The following is a 16,012-nucleotide window of genomic DNA, read 5'->3' as shown; positions in this document are numbered from 1 at the left end:
CTCCAGCCGTGCCGGGTTTTGCAGCACCCAGGCCTGGCCGCCGGCCTTGACGTCGCCACTGGCCAGTCGCCCGCGCCAGTTGCCTTTGTCCAGGCCGCCATCCACGGCCAGGCCCAGTTGCACCAACGGTCCTTGCAAATCCAGCTTGAGCTGCTGACGCTTGATATCGCCACTGCCGTTGGCGGTGAGCACGCCCAGTTGGGTGTCACCGGCGCGGATGCCGCTGCCCTTGAGGTCGATGCGGCCACGCTGGTTGCGATCGAGGCTGGCATCCAGGGTCAGGCTTTGCAGATGATTGTCGGCAAACGCAAGTTGCTGCCCATTGAGCGCCACTTTGCCTTGCGGTGCCTTGAGGGTTCCGCCTACATCGACACGGCCCTTGAGCTGACCGCGCAGTTCGGGCCACAGCTGGCCCAGACGCGGCATATTGAGATCAAGCTGGGCCTTGATTTGCTCCTGCAAACTGGCGCTACCATTGATGCGATTATCGCCCAGGCGAATATCCAGCGCACTGACGGTCCAGGCCTCACCGGCGCCCTGGGCCTTGGCTTGCAGCACCGCAGGCAGGCCGCGCAAACGGCCCTTGAGGTCGAGATTGGCATCCAGCTCCAGACGCTCGTTTTTAAATGAACCCTTGCTGCGCAACGGTCCTGCCAGCGTACCCGGCAACTCGGCCACCCAATACGCAGGGTTGAGCGCACTCAGGTCCAGCGCCGTGTCCCACACCACGCCATCGGCAAACTGCACATTGACGTGGCCCTCGGCTTTGCCCTGCCCGGCCACCAGTTTGAGCTGCGGCAGGAAGACCTTGCCCAGATCGCCACTGAACGGGCTGCTGAGGCTGAACTTGCCCGCCGGGCCATCAAGGTCCGCCTTGAAGTTGCCCAGATAATTACCGTCGCGATAGGACACTTCACCCACAAACGTGCGCAAATCCACATCAGGCTTGTCGATCAGCGGATACAGGTTGTGCCAGGGAAACTCCAGCCAGTCGATTTTGGCCTCGGCGCTCAAGCCTTCATGCCAGTCCACTTGCCCCGACAGTTTCAGGCGCTGCTGCGGGTTGGCGGTCAGGTCCAGCGCAGCGATCTGCGCACCCTTGGCATCCACGCGGCCTTTGAGCTGCAGGTTCACTGGCTGTTTTTCGGCAGGCAACAGGGCGCTGCCATTCAATTCATAGCCGTCCTTGAGGTCGCCCTTGGCCGTCAGCAACAACTGATTGAGCACCAGGGTGTCCGGCAGATCGGGGCTGGCCTTGAACGGTTCGGCGGTGATTTTCAATTGCGCCGGCAAGTTGTCGGCCAAAGGCTGCAGCTCGCCCGTCAGGTGCGCATTGATGTAACCGGTGGTGTCGGCCTTGAGGTTCAAGCTAGTACGCAGATTGCCATCAACCTTGAGCGCGATCGCCAGGGGTTTGCCATCCGGAGCTGGCAGGCTGACGTTACCTTGCAAGGTCAACGGCCAGTCGCCATTGGGTTGCAGCAGGCCGGACAGGTCAACGTTGAGGTCTTCGCGCTCGACCTGCACCGAGTCGAGCTGCAAGCCCTTGGCCGTCCACTGCGCCGACATCTGCATGCCCTTGAGCTGCTCGATGCCGTTGAACAGTACATTGCCGACCTTGACCACACCCACTTCAATCGCCAGCGGCAATTTCAGCTCCGGCAGGCTGATCGGCCCGCTGCTGCTGTCTTCACTGGGCGGAAATTGCAGGCTGATGGCGTCAGCCTGCAATTGATCGATACATAGCGTCATGCGGGTCAGACAGCCCGGCGACCAGGCAAAGATCGGCCGGCTTACCTCCACCCGGCTGGTGCCTTGCTCCCACAAGAGATGATCGGCACCCCACTGGCCGCCCAGGCGCCCGGCAAAATTCTCCACCTGCAAACCCGGTACCTGCCCCAGCACCCAGCGGCTGCCTGCTTGCGTACCCAGAATCACGCCCACACTGACAACGGCCAGCAGCACCAACGCCACCAGCACCAGCCCGGCTATTTTCAAACCACGAATCACAGTTCTGGCCCCATCGAAAAGTGCAAACGGACACCGCCATCGTCATCCAGCGCATGGGCCAGATCCAGACGTATGGGGCCTACCGGCGAGATCCAGCGAATACCAACGCCGACCCCGGTTTTCAGGCTCGGAAAGTCCAGTGTGTTGAACGCATTGCCCTGGTCGACAAAGGTCGCCCAGCGCCACTTTTCGGCGAACTGATATTGATATTCCAGGCTACCCGCGAGCATGTAGCGCCCGCCAATACGATCACCTTCGGAGTTTTTCGGCGACAGACTCTGGTAATCATAACCACGCACGCTCTGGTCGCCACCGGCGAAGAAGCGCAGGGACGGTGGAATCGATTTGTAGCCGTTGGTGGCACTGCCACCAAACTGGATCCGGCCCAAAAAGCGGTGTTTTTCCCACAGGGTGGTCAACGCCTTGAACTGCACATCGCCATGCAGCAGGTTGGTATCGGACATCAACCCTTGCTTGGCCACCTGCATATCCGTGGTCACACTGTAGCCGTGACTGGGGTCGATGCGGTTGTCGCTGCGCAATACCGAATAGCTGACGCCCGGCATCAGCAAGGTACTCAGGCCCGAGTCATCGCCCAGGCGGTACTCTTCATGCTGCCATTTGAGCGAGATGACGCGCGTCCAGCCGTTATCCAGTTTGCTGTGCCACTCCGGGCCGACCGTGAGCAGCTTGCTCAAGGTATCGGTGTTGGCGATTTCTTCGTTTTGATAACCCGCAGCAAGACGCAGTTTATCGGTCAGCGGTGGATCCAGCGGGATGTCATACCAGGCACCGACGTTTTGCTTGGGCTGAGATATTTCGGATTCAAAGCCGTAGCTGTCACCGCGCGGGTTGCCCCAGTGGCGCATCCAGCTGGCCTTGCCACGGGCTCCGGTATCGGTCGAGTAACCCAGGCCCAGGGTCATGGTGCGCGGCTTGCGGGTTTCCAGGTCGACGTCGACCGGGATCACCTGCCCCACCGCAGTACTGGGTGCGGCATCGACGCGCACCACTTCAAAGTAGCCACTGCTTTGCAGGTTCTGGTTAAGTTCGGCAACCAGTTCCGAGTCGTACGGGGTATCCGGGGTAAACGGCACCATGCGTTGCAGCAAGGTCTGGTCAAAGGGTGCATCGCCGGCAAAACTGACTTTACCGAGAAAAAAACGCGGGCCGCTTTCGTAGACCAGATTGATATCGGCAAAACCGCCCTTGGGGTCGACCAGCAGTTCATGCTGAGTGAATTTACCATTGAAAAAACCGTAACGCAGGGCACGGTTCTGGATCAGGCGCTTGGCGTCTTCGTAGTTGCCCTGATTGAGCACCGCGCCGGGTTTGAGATCATCGCTGGCCGGTATCTGAAAGGCCTTCAGCGAAGCGGCCGGGCCTTCGACGCGCACGTTGACGTTGCGCAGATGCACCGGCTCGCCGGGATCGATGCTCAACACCAGACGCGGCGGATCGCCGGGCTTGACCTCGGCGTCGATGGAGGGCTGGTAGTAACCCAAGGCCTGGGAGGCTTTCAGGGCCTGCTCCTGCGCGCCACGTTGAAAACGCAAAAGCGCTTTCTCGTCACGATCGCCGAGGCTGCCAATATAGCCTTCCACGTTGGCCTTGAGGGCGTCGTTTGCCGGTTTGACCTTGACCACCAACTCGCTTTGGGCACACGCCGCAAAACTGCTGAGCAGCAGGACAACACCACTGGTAAATCTTCCTGGGAACGTCATAGGCGCGGATGCTATCACGGGCTGGGGTGCTCATAGAGCGCGTCAACGGGCAAAAAGTTCGTGTTCAAACCGTTGCGGTATGTGACACCTGCGGATTGGCATGGAAGAACACATGTTCTATCACCGGCCCCACCGCAACTTCCCCGATCTCCACATAGCCCTGGCGCTTGTAGAATTCAAGGTAATGCGGGTTTCCGGTGTCGAGCACCACACCTTCGGAGTGCTCGTCCTCGGCGCACCAGTTATGCACTGCTTCAAGCAACTGCTCACCGTAATGCAAACCCTGGAATTCGGGATGAATACCCAGCAACGGCAGCATATGCACGGCATCTCCCGGCACGCAGGCCTGCACTGCCTGGTGATAGTCCAGATACCGCCGCGTGCAGTTCAGCCCGGCACTGAGCACCATGCGCAACTGCCAGGCCCAGCTTTCGGTAATCCCCAGGCGCCGCTGCGGCGGGGCAATCAGGGCAATGCCCACCAGACGGTCATTGACCAGCAACCCCAGCGCCGGCAAGTCCTGAAAAAAATGTTGCCTGACCAGCTCCCGCACTGTCGCGCGAACCCGTTGTTCGTAACCGCTGCGCTCGGCGTTGAACAGAAAACGGAATGTCGGCTCATGGCGATAGGCCTGATACAGCAAGGAGCGCGCTTCTCTTGAATAGCCACTGTCAAGCAACTGGATCTGACTGGTGGCGTTCGGCGTTTGCGTCATGCGATCAACTCCCCGGCGCGGCCTGGATAGCGGCGCTTCTAATGCGTACGAACCCCCGAGGGCCACAACAGTTCCATCATGGCCAAGTGCATCCTACGTTAGCAGTGCATTTGCCCCACTGCACGCTGGCAGCCAGAGCGTCAGTCCGCTAGCATCGCAGTTTTGTTCAGGACTGCCCGCCCATGAAAATCGTTTCATTCAACATCAACGGCCTGCGCGCTCGGCCACATCAGCTGGCAGCGCTGATCGAGAAACACCAGCCTGACGTGATCGGCCTGCAGGAAACCAAGGTCCATGACGATCAGTTCCCCATCGCCGACATCGAAGCGCTGGGGTATCACGTGCACTTCCATGGTCAAAAAGGCCATTACGGGGTCGCCCTGCTCTCGCGCCAGGCACCTCTGGAGCTGCACAAGGGTTTTGCCGGTGATGAAGATGACGCCCAGCGGCGTTTTATCTGGGGCACTTTCGCTGACGAAAACGGCCAGCCGGTGACCATCATGAATGGTTACTTCCCACAGGGCGAAAACCGCGATCACCCCACCAAATTCCCGGCCAAGCAGCGTTTCTACAGCGACCTGCAGCAGCTGCTTGAAAGCCAGTTCAGCAATGAACAACCACTGGTGGTAATGGGCGATATCAATATCTCGCCGCAGGACTGCGATATCGGTATCGGCCCGGACAACGCCAAGCGCTGGCTGAAGACCGGCAAGTGCAGCTTTTTGCCGGAAGAACGCGAGTGGCTGGAACGTCTCAAGGGCTGGGGCCTGGTGGACAGCTTTCGCTACCTGCACCCGGACGTGGCCGACCGTTTCAGCTGGTTCGATTACCGCAGCCGTGGTTTTGAGGATGAGCCCAAGCGTGGCCTGCGCATTGACGTGATCCTTGCTTCCCAGGGGCTGGTGCCACGAATCAAGGCAGCGGGTGTGGACTACGACCTGCGTGGCATGGAAAAACCATCGGATCATGCGCCGATCTGGCTGGAATTGAGCTAAGAACAATCCCGTAGCAGCTGCCGAAGGAACGAGGCTGCTGCTACAGAGGGGCCTGTCATCGGCTTGAAACCTTTCTGACTTAAATTGCAGGCCTTTCTATGGCTCCAGGAAGGTGCCTGCCGATGCTGCGTCTTATGTCCTTGACCCTGTTATGCGCGCTGACCGGCCTGGTCTGCGCTGCCGACCTGCGCATCCAGGGCTCCAACACCATCGGCGCCAACCTTGGCCCTGCACTGGTCAGCGCCATGCTCGCCGAGCAAGGCCTGCATGACATCCACAGTGTCCCGGTCATCCCGCCCAACGAGCACACTATTGTCGGCACCACGGCGCAGGGCCGGCAGATCCGGGTGGATGTCGCCGCCCATGGCTCGGGTACCGGCTTTACTGCCCTGGCCGCCGGGCATGCGGATCTGGTGGCGTCCTCGCGCCCCATCAAGGACCGCGAACTGGTAGACCTTGAGCGCCTGGGAGACCTGAAAAGCCCGAGCGCCGAACAAGTGATTGCCATCGATGGCCTGGCGATCATTCTCCACCCGCGCAACCCGCTCAATCAGCTTGATACCGAGCAACTGGCACAGGTTTTCAGTGGCCGGATCAGCCGCTGGGAACAGCTGGGCGGGGTCGGTGGTGCCATTCATTTATATGCCCGCGATGGCCAGTCCGGCACCTGGGAGACCTTTAAAGAGCTGGTCTTGAACCGCAACGGGCAGTCCTTGAGCAGTACGGCACAGCGTTTCGAATCCAGCGAAGAGCTATCCGATGCCGTCAGCCGTGACCCACAAGCCATCGGCTTTATCGGCCTGCCGTATATCCGTGAGGCCAAGGCCCTGGCTATCGTTGATGGCGCATCGCAGCCCATGCTGCCGCTCACCAGCCTGATTGCCAGCGAAGACTACCCCTTGTCGCGGCGTCTGTTCTTTTACCTGCCTCCCTCGACGATAAATCCCTGGGCAAAAGCACTGGTTGCCTTCACCCAAAGCCCGCAAGGTCAGGCCATTGTCGGGCAAAACGGCTTTGTCGCCCAAAGCGTACAAGCTGGCAGCGTGCTACCGGGCGGGCACATGCCCCAGGCGTATCAGGCGCTGACGCGGGAGGCACAGCGCCTGTCAGTCAACTTCCGTTTTGAAGAAGGCAGCGCCTCACTGGATAACAAGGCGCGTCAGGACTTGCTGCGTGTGGCCGACTACCTGAGCGCCCATGGCAAACTCGACAAACAGATCACACTGGTGGGTTTTGGCGATGCCAAGGATGACCCGCAGCGTGCACAATTGCTGTCAACGTTGCGGGCGATGGCCGTACGCCGCGAGCTGGTGAAAAGCGGCGTGGTGCCCAGGGAAATTCGTGGCTATGGCGCACAAATGCCGGTGGCAGCCAATATCGAAGATGAAGGGCGCCAGAAGAATCGTCGGGTTGAGGTGTGGGTTTATTGAGTGTGCAAGGTCAAATGCCCCCTCTCCCTAGAGTGCATATTTATCCAGCTCAAACTTGCCCACTGCCGCCCGGTGTACTTCGTCCGGGCCATCCGCCAGGCGCAGCGTGCGCTGCATGGCGTACATATAAGCCAGCGGAAAATCCGCCGAAACCCCTGCCCCGCCATGCATCTGAATGGCCCGGTCAATCACCTTCAAGGCAACGTTGGGCGCGACAACCTTGATCTGGGCGATTTCACTTCTGGCCACCTTGTTGCCTACCGTGTCCATCATATACGCAGCCTTGAGGGTCAACAGGCGCGCCATGTCGATCTCCATGCGCGAGTCGGCGATCTTGTCGATATTGGCCCCCAGACGTGCCAGCGGCTTGCCGAACGCGGTACGTGCCAGCGAACGCTTGCACATTAAAGCCAGTGCCCGCTCGGCCATGCCAATCGAGCGCATGCAGTGGTGAATCCGGCCCGGCCCAAGACGCCCCTGGGCAATTTCAAAGCCCCGGCCTTCACCCAACAAAACGTTTTCATACGGCACTCGTACGTTGTCGAACAGCACTTCGGCATGACCATGAGGAGCATCGTCGTAGCCGAATACCGGCAGTGGCCGTACGATTTTCACCCCTGGGGTGTCTACCGGCACCAGGATCATTGAGTGCTGCTGATGCCGCGGATTTTCAGGGTTGCTCAAGCCCATGAAAATCATGATCTTGCAGCGAGGGTCACAAGCTCCCGACGTCCACCATTTGCGGCCATTGATCAGCCACTCGTCACCGTCACGCACGGCGCATGCCGTCATATTAGTAGCATCCGACGAGGCGACGTCCGGTTCGGTCATGGCAAACGCCGAGCGAATGTCACCCCGCAACAGCGGCTCCAACCACTGCTTTTTTTGTGCCTCGCTGGCGTAGCGCACCAGTACTTCCATATTGCCGGTATCCGGTGCCGAGCAGTTGAAGGGCTCGGAACCCAGCATCGAGCGCCCCATGATTTCTGCCAGCGGCGCGTATTCAAGGTTGGTCAGCCCGGCGCCCAGTTCGGACTCTGGCAAAAACAGATTCCATAGCCCTTCAGCCCTGGCCTTGAGTTTCAACTCTTCCATGATCGCTGTGGGCTGCCAGCGATCACCTTCAGCCACCTGCTGATCAAAAATCGCCTCCGCCGGGTAAACATGGGCGTCCATAAACGCTGTCACACGCTCACGCAGGGCCTGAACTTTCGGAGAGTAAGCGAAATCCATAAGTGACTACCTTCTACCGGGCTGCTGAAAAGTGATACCCGATGCTAGATTAGCCACCCTTTATTTGCGCCATCTATTAACGACGTGTATTACCATTCATAAGCAATATATGATCGGGGCGCGTTTTCCTTTCCAATAACAAGAGCCAGCGCGTCATGAACCTGAACAAGGTCGATCTCAATCTGTTTATCGTCTTCGACGCCATCTATACCGAAGCCAACCTGACCCGCGCCGGGCAGATTATCGGCATCACCCAGCCAGCCGTGTCCAATGCCCTGGCGCGATTGCGCGAGAGCTTCAATGACCCGCTGTTCGTGCGCACCGCCCAGGGCATGGTGCCCACCCCCATGGCACAGAACATCATCAGCCCGGTGCGCAGTGCCCTGGCGCTGTTGCGTGTTTCGGTGCAGGAAAGCCGCACCTTCAACCCCCTGCAAGCCAACAAGACCTACCGCATCAGCATGACAGACCTGTCAGAAGCGGTGATTTTGCCGCCGCTATTCCAGCGGCTACGGCGTCAGGCGCCTTCGGTGGTGGTCGAGAGTTTTCTCTCTCATCGGCGTGAGACCACCAGTGATCTGGCTGCCGGGCGTCTGGATTTTGCGATAGATGCCCCCCTCAATACCGACCCGCAGGTACGCCATGTCAAATTGATGGAAGACCGTTACGTCTGCGCCATGCGCCAGGGCCACCCATCAGCCGGCAAGGCAACCCTGAGCCTGGATGAATACCTGGCGCTGACCCACATTCATATCTCGACCCGACGCAACGGCCTCGGCGAGGTCGACCTGGCCCTGGGCAAGATGGGCCTGCAGCGCAAGATCACCCTGCGCTCGCAGCATTACCTGATGGCCTCTAATGTGCTGCAGCAAACCGACATGGCAATGACCGTGCCCGAGCGTTTTGCCCGCCGCCATGGCCTGCACTTTGTAGCCTTGCCCCTCAATGAACTGCCCAATGTGGAAACCCATTTGTACTGGCACGAAAGTACCGAGCAAGACCCGGCCAATCGCTGGATGCGCGAGCAACTGATAGAGCTGTGCCAGCAACAACAGAAATTCGAAGCCGCAAGCCTGCTTGACGTATACGTCAACCAAGCTTTAGTTTAGCAACACGATTTCTCCAGAGCCCGCCCATGAGCAGCCAGACGTACAGTATTTCCGACCTTGCCCGTGAACTTGACATCACCACCCGTGCCATTCGCTTTTATGAAGAGCAAGGCCTGCTCGCCCCTGAACGACGCGGTCAGGAGCGGGTGTATTCGGCGCGGGACAAAGTCAGCCTGAAACTGATTCTGCGCGGCAAGCGCATCGGCTTTTCGCTGGCCGAATGCCGCGAACTGATCGAGCTTTATGATCCCACCAGCGGCAACCAGAAACAGCTCAACAGCATGCTGGCCAAAATCGCCGAACGCCGCGAGCAGCTTGAGCAGCAGTTGCTGGATATCCAGCAGATGCAGCTGGAGCTCGATACCGCTGAAGAGCGGTGTCTCCAGGCGCTGGAACAGACCATAAAAAAACAGACGACTAACAGTCCCTCGCTCTGACTGACCGCCTGCGAACTCCAGCACACCCCCATCTGCCCCCTCTCCCTCCGCGAGAGGGCTGGGGTGAGGGTTGGGCAAGACCCCATTTCAACGGACACGGTGATCCCCATGACACTTCCAACCCATGTGCGGCTGATCGAAGTAGGCCCGCGCGACGGACTGCAAAACGAGGCCCAACCCATCAGTGTCGCGGACAAGGTGCAACTGGTTGACGCCCTGACCGACGCCGGATTGGGCTATATCGAAGCCGGCAGCTTTGTCTCCCCCAAGTGGGTGCCGCAAATGGCCGGTTCGGCTGAAGTCTTCGCACAAATCCGCCGCAAGCCGGGCGTGGTCTACGGTGCGCTGGCACCGAACCTGCGTGGTTTTGAAGATGCCGTGGCCGCCGGGGTAAAGGAAGTCGCGGTATTTGCCGCCGCATCCGAAGCGTTCTCGCAACGCAATATCAATTGCTCGATCAGCGAAAGCCTGGCGCGCTTTGTGCCCATTATTGAAGCGGCCAGGCAGCACGGCATCAGCGTACGCGGCTATGTGTCCTGTGTGCTGGGCTGCCCTTATGAAGGCCAGGTCAGTGCGCAGCAGGTGGCACAGGTAGCGCAGGAGCTGTACGCCATGGGCTGTTACGAGGTGTCACTGGGCGACACCATCGGCACCGGTACACCGACAGCCACACGCACCCTGTTTGAGACGGTAGCGGCTTGCATCCCGCGGGAAAAACTCGCCGGGCATTTCCACGATACCTACGGTCAGGCGCTGGTAAATATCTACGCCAGCCTGCAGGAAGGCATCGCGGTATTCGACAGCTCCATCGCCGGCCTCGGCGGTTGCCCCTATGCCAAGGGTGCCAGCGGTAACGTGGCCACGGAAGACGTGCTGTACATGCTCAACGGCATGGGCATCGATACCGGGGTCGACATGGACAAGCTGTTACTGGCCGGCGCGCACATCTGCAAGGTGCTGGGTCGTGTTACCGGATCACGGGTGGCAAAGGCCCGCCAGGGCTAAAAAGTGTTCCGGGGTGTTACCTCGCCGCCACACAAACGAGTAACACGGAAACAAACCGGCCATGCCCAAGGCCGGTTTTTTATTGTCTTATTTTTCAAGTAGTTGATTTATAAGGGTTTTTAAAAGTTGGCACGGCTCCTGCTATCTCTATGGCATAACAAGAATAAAAACCGCAGCAACATAATAAAAACAATACGAAACGACTCTGACATAACAAAAACAACACGGCAGAGACGCAGCTAACAGATTTTTTTGGAGAAGGTTTACTTTTCCGAGGCGCCTAAAAACCACCTCGCAACCGGGCAGAGAAGAATAAAACTACCTTCAGGTAGCACCCGCACAGGTTGGATCACGGGTTTGATAGCCGGTGATAAAAGTGGATCAGCGCTCAAAAAAATACGTTTGCTCTTGACCCCGGATGGGGGTCGCACAAAAACGCAGCAAAAGGGCGAGTTCCAAAAACAACAATAGACCGCCCTTCAATAATAAAAAAAGAGCACGCAACGACATATTAAAGGGGAGCCTCGGCTCCCCTTTGTGCTATCTGTGGTTTGATAATTTGCTTAACTGCATACCCCCGTGGGAGCGAGCCTGCTCGCGATTCAGGCGGCGCGGTCTGTCTGGCAAATCGCGGTGATGCCATCGCGAGCAAGCCCGTTCCCACGGGTTTGGTCATTTCTGTTGGCACTCCTGAATACTGATCTCGCGCATTTTGAATTTCTGGATCTTGCCGGTCACGGTCATCGGGAATGCATCGACAAACTTGAAAAAACGCGGCGCTTTAAAGTGCGCAATCCGCGACTTGCACCAGGTTTGCAGCTCAAGCTCATTGGCCGTATGACCGGGATGAAACTTGATCCAGGCAACGATCTCTTCGCCATATTTGGCGTCAGGAATACCCACAACCTGCACGTCAGCCACTGCCGGGTGGGTAAAAAAGAACTCCTCCAGCTCCCGCGGGTAAATATTTTCTCCACCGCGAATAATCATGTCCTTGTTGCGCCCCACAATGCGTACATAGCCCTGCTCATCCATCTGCGCCAGGTCACCGGTATGCATCCAGCCGTCACCGTCGATGGCATCAGCGGTGGCCTGCGGGTTGTTCCAGTAACCGAGCATCACGCTGTAGCCACGGGTACACAACTCGCCAATCTCACCCCGGGCAACGGTGTTGCCCGCAGCATCGATCAACTTGCTCTCAAGTTGTGGCTGGGTACGCCCCACCGTGGTAACCCGCAATTCCAGTTCATCCGCAGGCCCCGTCTGTATCGATACCGGGCTGGTTTCGGTCATGCCATAGGCGATTTGTACTTCGCCCATATGCATTTCACTAATGACGCGGCGCATGACCTCGATCGGGCATGTGGCCCCGGCCATAATCCCCGTGCGCAGGCTCGACAGATCAAACGAGGCACGCTGCGGGTGGTCGAGCATGGCGATAAACATGGTCGGCACACCGTACAGCCCGGTGGCGCGCTCTTGCGCAACCGCTTGCAGCGTAAGGCCCGGGTCAAAGGCCTCCGCAGGGTAGATCATGGTAGTGCCATGGGTCACGCAACCCAAATTACCCATCACCATGCCAAAGCAGTGATAAAGCGGCACGGGGATTACCAGACGGTCGCTGGCCGTCAGCCCCAGGCTTTCGCCTACCATATAGCCATTATTGAGAATGTTCTGATGGCTAAGGGTCGCCCCCTTGGGGAAGCCTGTGGTACCGGAGGTGTACTGGATATTGACCGGCTGGTCGACGTGCAGGCTGGCTTCGCGGCAGCGTAACTGCTCCGGTTCGACCTCGTCAGCCAACATGGCAAGGTGCGACCACGGCAAAAAACCTGCCGGCGGCTCAGCCGCGAGGCTGATGACCCCACGCAAATCGGCAAAGCGCACACAATCCAGCGCCCCGACCGATTGCTCCGCCAGCTCAGGGATCAACTCCTGGAGCATGGCGTGATAGTTGGACGTCTTGAACGCGCCCGCACACACCAACCATTGACACGCCGATTGCTTGAGTACGTATTCGAGTTCCGAGAGCCGGTATGCCGGGTTGATATTGACCAGAATCACGCCAATCTTGGCGCTGGCAAACTGGCTGATAAACCACTCGGCGCCATTAGGCGCCCACACCCCCAGCCGGTCCCCTGCCTGCAAACCCAAAGCCAGCAGTGCCCTGGCATGCAGGTCGACCTCCTCGGCCAATTGTGCCCATGTATAACGTTGCTGCTGATGGCGTACCACCAACGCCTCCCCCTGCGGGTAACGCGCAGCAGTCTGATCAAAAGCCTGGCCTATCGTCATCGCCAGCAGCGGCTTGTCCAGCGCACCCTGGCTGTAACTGGGGACGGATTGCAACTTCATGGCAACTCCTCTTGTGATTGTTTTGGGAGCATGAGCAAGGCGCGTACTGCACCGGCTCATTTGAAGAACAACAAATACTCTGGCCTAAGTTGACGTTAACGTAAAGGTCGTTGACAGTTAAAGGCGCCAAGTTTACGTTAACGTAAAGGTTATCAATGGCGACGCAGTAACCGCCTCCACAAGAACAATGAATATAGGTGCCCCATGAGCTACCCCACCCTGAACTTCGCCCTGGGCGAAACCATCGATATGCTGCGCGATCAGGTCCAGGCATTCGTCGCTGCCGAACTGGCGCCACGGGCGGCGCAAATCGACAAGGACAACCTGTTCCCGGCCGACATTTGGCGCAAGTTCGGTGACATGGGGTTGCTCGGCATCACCGTCTCAGAAGAGTACGGCGGCACCGGCCTGAGCTATCTGGCCCATGTGGTGGCCATGGAAGAAATCAGCCGCGGCTCGGCATCGGTGGCCCTGTCCTACGGCGCCCACTCCAATCTGTGCGTCAACCAGATCAACCGCAACGGCACCCACGAACAGAAACTCAAATACCTGCCCAAGCTGATCAGCGGCGAACACGTCGGTGCCCTGGCCATGAGCGAACCGAACGCCGGTTCCGATGTGGTTTCGATGAAACTGCGCGCCGACAGACGCGGCGACCACTTTGTCCTCAACGGCAGCAAAACCTGGATCACCAATGGCCCGGACGCCAGCACCTATGTGATCTATGCCAAGACCGACCTGGAGAAAGGCCCGCACGGAATCAGCGCATTTATCGTTGAGCGTGACTGGAAAGGCTTCAGCCGCAGTAGCCATTTCGACAAGCTTGGCATGCGCGGTTCCAACACCAGCGAGCTGTTTTTCGACGACGTCGAAGTGCCTCAAGAGAACCTGCTGGGCACCCTCAACGCCGGCGTAAAGGTCCTGATGAGCGGCCTGGACTACGAGCGTGTGGTGCTCTCGGGCGGCCCCACCGGGATCATGCAGGCGTGCATGGACCTGATCGTGCCGTACATTCACGACCGCAAGCAATTCGGCCAGAGCATCGGCGAATTTCAGTTGATCCAGGGCAAGGTGGCTGACATGTACACCCAGCTCAATGCCAGCCGTGCCTATCTGTATGCCGTGGCTGCCGCGTGCGAACGTGGCGAAACAACGCGCAAGGATGCAGCCGGCGTGATTTTGTACAGCGCCGAACGCGCCACGCAAATGGCCCTCGATGCCATTCAGATTCTCGGCGGCAACGGCTACATCAATGAATTCCCTGCCGGGCGCCTCCTGCGCGACGCCAAACTGTATGAAATCGGCGCTGGTACCAGCGAAATCCGACGCATGCTGATTGGTCGCGAACTCTTCAACGAAACCCGCTAAGGAGCGCAGGCATGTCCATCTTGCAGACGACAATCAACCCGCGCTCGGCCGAGTTCGGGCTTAACCGCGACGCCATGCTCAAACAGGTCGACGCCTTGCATGCCCTGCTAGCGCAGGTGCAACAAGGCGGTGGCGCCAAGGCGCAGGAGCGGCATACCTCGCGGGGCAAGTTGTTGCCTCGCGAACGGATTGACCGCCTTTTGGACAGCGGTTCGCCCTTCCTTGAATTGAGTCAGTTAGCGGCTTACAACGTGTACGGCGAAGACGTTCCGGCCGCCGGAATCATTGCCGGTATAGGTCGTGTCGAAGACGTTGAATGCATGATTGTCGCCAACGACGCCACGGTCAAAGGTGGTTCGTACTACCCACTGACGGTCAAAAAACACCTGCGGGCGCAAACCATCGCCGAGCAGAACCGCTTGCCGTGCATTTATCTGGTGGACTCGGGCGGTGCCAACTTGCCGCGCCAGGACGAGGTGTTCCCGGACCGCGAGCACTTTGGACGGATCTTCTTCAACCAGGCCAACATGAGCGCAGCGGGTATCCCGCAAATTGCCGTGGTCATGGGCTCCTGTACCGCAGGCGGTGCCTATGTACCCGCCATGGCCGACGAAGCCATTATGGTGCGTCAACAGGCAACGATTTTTCTCGCTGGCCCGCCGCTGGTAAAGGCCGCCACGGGCGAAGTGGTCAGCGCCGAAGACCTCGGCGGGGCCGATGTGCACTGCAAGATTTCCGGGGTGGCCGACCACTATGCCGACAGCGACGAACACGCCCTGGCGCTGGCCCGGCGCAGCGTTGCCAACCTCAACTGGCGCAAGCTGGGCCAGTTGCAGCAGCGCACACCACAGGTACCGCTGTACGACCGTGATGAGCTGTACGGCATAGTCCCGGCTGATGCCAAGCAGCCTTTTGATGTACGCGAAGTGATTGCGCGGCTGGTGGATGGCTCGGTATTCGATGAGTTCAAGGCCCTGTTCGGTACCACGCTGGTGTGCGGCTTTGCCCATTTGCAGGGTTACCCGGTGGCGATTCTGGCCAACAACGGGATCCTGTTTGCCGAGGCCGCGCAAAAGGGCGCGCACTTTATCGAGCTGGCCTGTCAGCGCGGCATCCCCCTGGTGTTTTTGCAAAATATCACCGGCTTTATGGTCGGGCAGAAATACGAAGCCGGTGGGATTGCCAAACACGGTGCCAAATTGGTCACCGCCGTTGCGTGCGCCAGGGTGCCCAAATTCACCGTGATCATTGGCGGCAGCTTTGGCGCCGGCAACTACGGAATGTGCGGCCGCGCCTACGATCCACGCTTCTTGTGGATGTGGCCAAATGCCCGAATCGGCGTGATGGGTGCGGAGCAAGCCGCGGGTGTGCTAGTGCAGGTCAAGCGCGAACAGGCCGAGCGCAATGGCGTCGGGTTTACAGCCCGGGAAGAGGCCGAGATCAAGCAGCCGATCCTCGACCAGTACGAGCATCAAGGCCACCCCTACTACTCCAGCGCGCGCTTGTGGGATGACGGCGTGATCGATCCGGCGCAAACCCGAGAGGTTTTGGCCCTTGGCCTGTCGGCGGCCTTGAACGCCCCTGTCGAAGCCACCCGTTTCGGTGTGTTCCGGATGTAACCCCACAGCCTT

At 59.0% G+C, this 16,012-nt stretch carries 11 protein-coding genes and 1 pseudogene; 7 read left to right on the top strand and 5 right to left on the bottom strand.

From position 1 onward, the window contains the following. The 3 genes and pseudogenes from GHO03_RS04075 to GHO03_RS04065 form a co-directional block, all read right to left on the bottom strand. Window positions 1–2,010, bottom strand: a pseudogene (locus GHO03_RS04075) (translocation/assembly module TamB); the annotation flags it as partial. Then, window positions 2,007–3,734 carry an autotransporter assembly complex family protein gene (locus GHO03_RS04070; RefSeq protein WP_095001668.1) on the bottom strand — a complete coding sequence of 576 codons (1,728 nt, stop codon included), beginning with the start codon at window positions 3,732–3,734 and terminating at the stop codon, window positions 2,007–2,009. The pseudogene GHO03_RS04075 and the gene GHO03_RS04070, both read right to left, overlap by 4 nt. A gap of 64 nt (window positions 3,735–3,798) precedes the next feature. Then, window positions 3,799–4,449 carry a GNAT family N-acetyltransferase gene (locus tag GHO03_RS04065; protein ID WP_095001669.1) on the bottom strand — a complete coding sequence of 217 codons (651 nt, stop codon included), beginning with the start codon at window positions 4,447–4,449 and terminating at the stop codon, window positions 3,799–3,801. A 182-nt stretch (window positions 4,450–4,631) separates the two neighbouring features. Between GHO03_RS04065 and xthA the strand changes: the two genes are divergently transcribed. Together xthA and GHO03_RS04055 are read left to right on the top strand one after the other, a co-directional pair. Then, entirely contained in the window at window positions 4,632–5,444 is an 813-nt protein-coding gene (gene xthA, locus GHO03_RS04060) for an exodeoxyribonuclease III (RefSeq protein WP_095001670.1), read from the top strand. 122 nt (window positions 5,445–5,566) lie between these two features. Then, on the top strand, window positions 5,567–6,874 hold the full coding sequence (locus tag GHO03_RS04055; protein ID WP_095019301.1) for a substrate-binding domain-containing protein: 1,308 nt from the start codon (window positions 5,567–5,569) through the stop codon (window positions 6,872–6,874). Between the two features lie 27 nt (window positions 6,875–6,901). Here the strand turns inward: GHO03_RS04055 and GHO03_RS04050 are convergent, their stop codons facing one another. Continuing rightward, a complete protein-coding gene (locus GHO03_RS04050) occupies window positions 6,902–8,107 on the bottom strand; it encodes an acyl-CoA dehydrogenase (protein ID WP_095019302.1) in 1,206 nt (401 codons plus the stop codon). Window positions 8,108–8,262: 155 nt separating this feature from the next. Between GHO03_RS04050 and GHO03_RS04045 the strand changes: the two genes are divergently transcribed. The 3 genes from GHO03_RS04045 (at window position 8,263) to GHO03_RS04035 (ending at window position 10,658) form a co-directional block, all read left to right on the top strand. Then, a complete protein-coding gene (locus GHO03_RS04045; protein ID WP_095019303.1) occupies window positions 8,263–9,216 on the top strand; it encodes a LysR family transcriptional regulator in 954 nt (317 codons plus the stop codon). Between the two features lie 26 nt (window positions 9,217–9,242). Continuing rightward, on the top strand, window positions 9,243–9,653 hold the full coding sequence (locus tag GHO03_RS04040) for a MerR family DNA-binding transcriptional regulator (RefSeq protein WP_095001674.1): 411 nt from the start codon (window positions 9,243–9,245) through the stop codon (window positions 9,651–9,653). A 108-nt stretch (window positions 9,654–9,761) separates the two neighbouring features. Continuing rightward, a complete protein-coding gene (locus GHO03_RS04035) occupies window positions 9,762–10,658 on the top strand; it encodes a hydroxymethylglutaryl-CoA lyase (RefSeq protein WP_153399218.1) in 897 nt (298 codons plus the stop codon). A 672-nt stretch (window positions 10,659–11,330) separates the two neighbouring features. Here GHO03_RS04035 and GHO03_RS04030 read toward each other — a convergent pair. After that, window positions 11,331–13,013 carry an AMP-binding protein gene (locus GHO03_RS04030; RefSeq protein WP_095019305.1) on the bottom strand — a complete coding sequence of 561 codons (1,683 nt, stop codon included), beginning with the start codon at window positions 13,011–13,013 and terminating at the stop codon, window positions 11,331–11,333. A gap of 204 nt (window positions 13,014–13,217) precedes the next feature. Between GHO03_RS04030 and GHO03_RS04025 the strand changes: the two genes are divergently transcribed. Continuing rightward, window positions 13,218–14,381, top strand: a complete 1,164-nt coding sequence (locus tag GHO03_RS04025) for an isovaleryl-CoA dehydrogenase (protein WP_153399216.1) — start codon at window positions 13,218–13,220, stop codon at window positions 14,379–14,381. 11 nt (window positions 14,382–14,392) lie between these two features. Continuing rightward, window positions 14,393–16,000: a carboxyl transferase domain-containing protein gene (locus GHO03_RS04020; protein ID WP_095022893.1), complete on the top strand. Its 1,608-nt coding sequence runs from the start codon at window positions 14,393–14,395 to the stop codon at window positions 15,998–16,000. Window positions 16,001–16,012 lie beyond the last annotated feature (12 nt).

The organism is Pseudomonas sp. FSL R10-1339, assembly GCF_009600545.1.
GTDB lineage: Bacteria > Pseudomonadota > Gammaproteobacteria > Pseudomonadales > Pseudomonadaceae > Aquipseudomonas > Aquipseudomonas bubulae.
This window is presented reverse-complemented; position numbering and strand designations above follow the sequence as displayed.

Bases quoted from the DNA above. Each gene is read 5' to 3' on its own strand.
- GHO03_RS04035 (WP_153399218.1), top strand. From the start codon at position 9,762: ATGACACTTCCAACCCATGTGCGGCTGATCGAAGTAGGCCCGCGCGAC.
- GHO03_RS04065 (WP_095001669.1), bottom strand. From the start codon at position 4,449: ATGACGCAAACGCCGAACGCCACCAGTCAGATCCAGTTGCTTGACAGT.
- GHO03_RS04025 (WP_153399216.1), top strand. From the start codon at position 13,218: ATGAGCTACCCCACCCTGAACTTCGCCCTGGGCGAAACCATCGATATG.
- GHO03_RS04050 (WP_095019302.1), bottom strand. From the start codon at position 8,107: ATGGATTTCGCTTACTCTCCGAAAGTTCAGGCCCTGCGTGAGCGTGTG.
- GHO03_RS04070 (WP_095001668.1), bottom strand. From the start codon at position 3,734: ATGACGTTCCCAGGAAGATTTACCAGTGGTGTTGTCCTGCTGCTCAGC.
- GHO03_RS04020 (WP_095022893.1), top strand. From the start codon at position 14,393: ATGTCCATCTTGCAGACGACAATCAACCCGCGCTCGGCCGAGTTCGGG.
- xthA (WP_095001670.1), top strand. From the start codon at position 4,632: ATGAAAATCGTTTCATTCAACATCAACGGCCTGCGCGCTCGGCCACAT.
- GHO03_RS04040 (WP_095001674.1), top strand. From the start codon at position 9,243: ATGAGCAGCCAGACGTACAGTATTTCCGACCTTGCCCGTGAACTTGAC.
- GHO03_RS04055 (WP_095019301.1), top strand. From the start codon at position 5,567: ATGCTGCGTCTTATGTCCTTGACCCTGTTATGCGCGCTGACCGGCCTG.
- GHO03_RS04045 (WP_095019303.1), top strand. From the start codon at position 8,263: ATGAACCTGAACAAGGTCGATCTCAATCTGTTTATCGTCTTCGACGCC.
- GHO03_RS04030 (WP_095019305.1), bottom strand. From the start codon at position 13,013: ATGAAGTTGCAATCCGTCCCCAGTTACAGCCAGGGTGCGCTGGACAAG.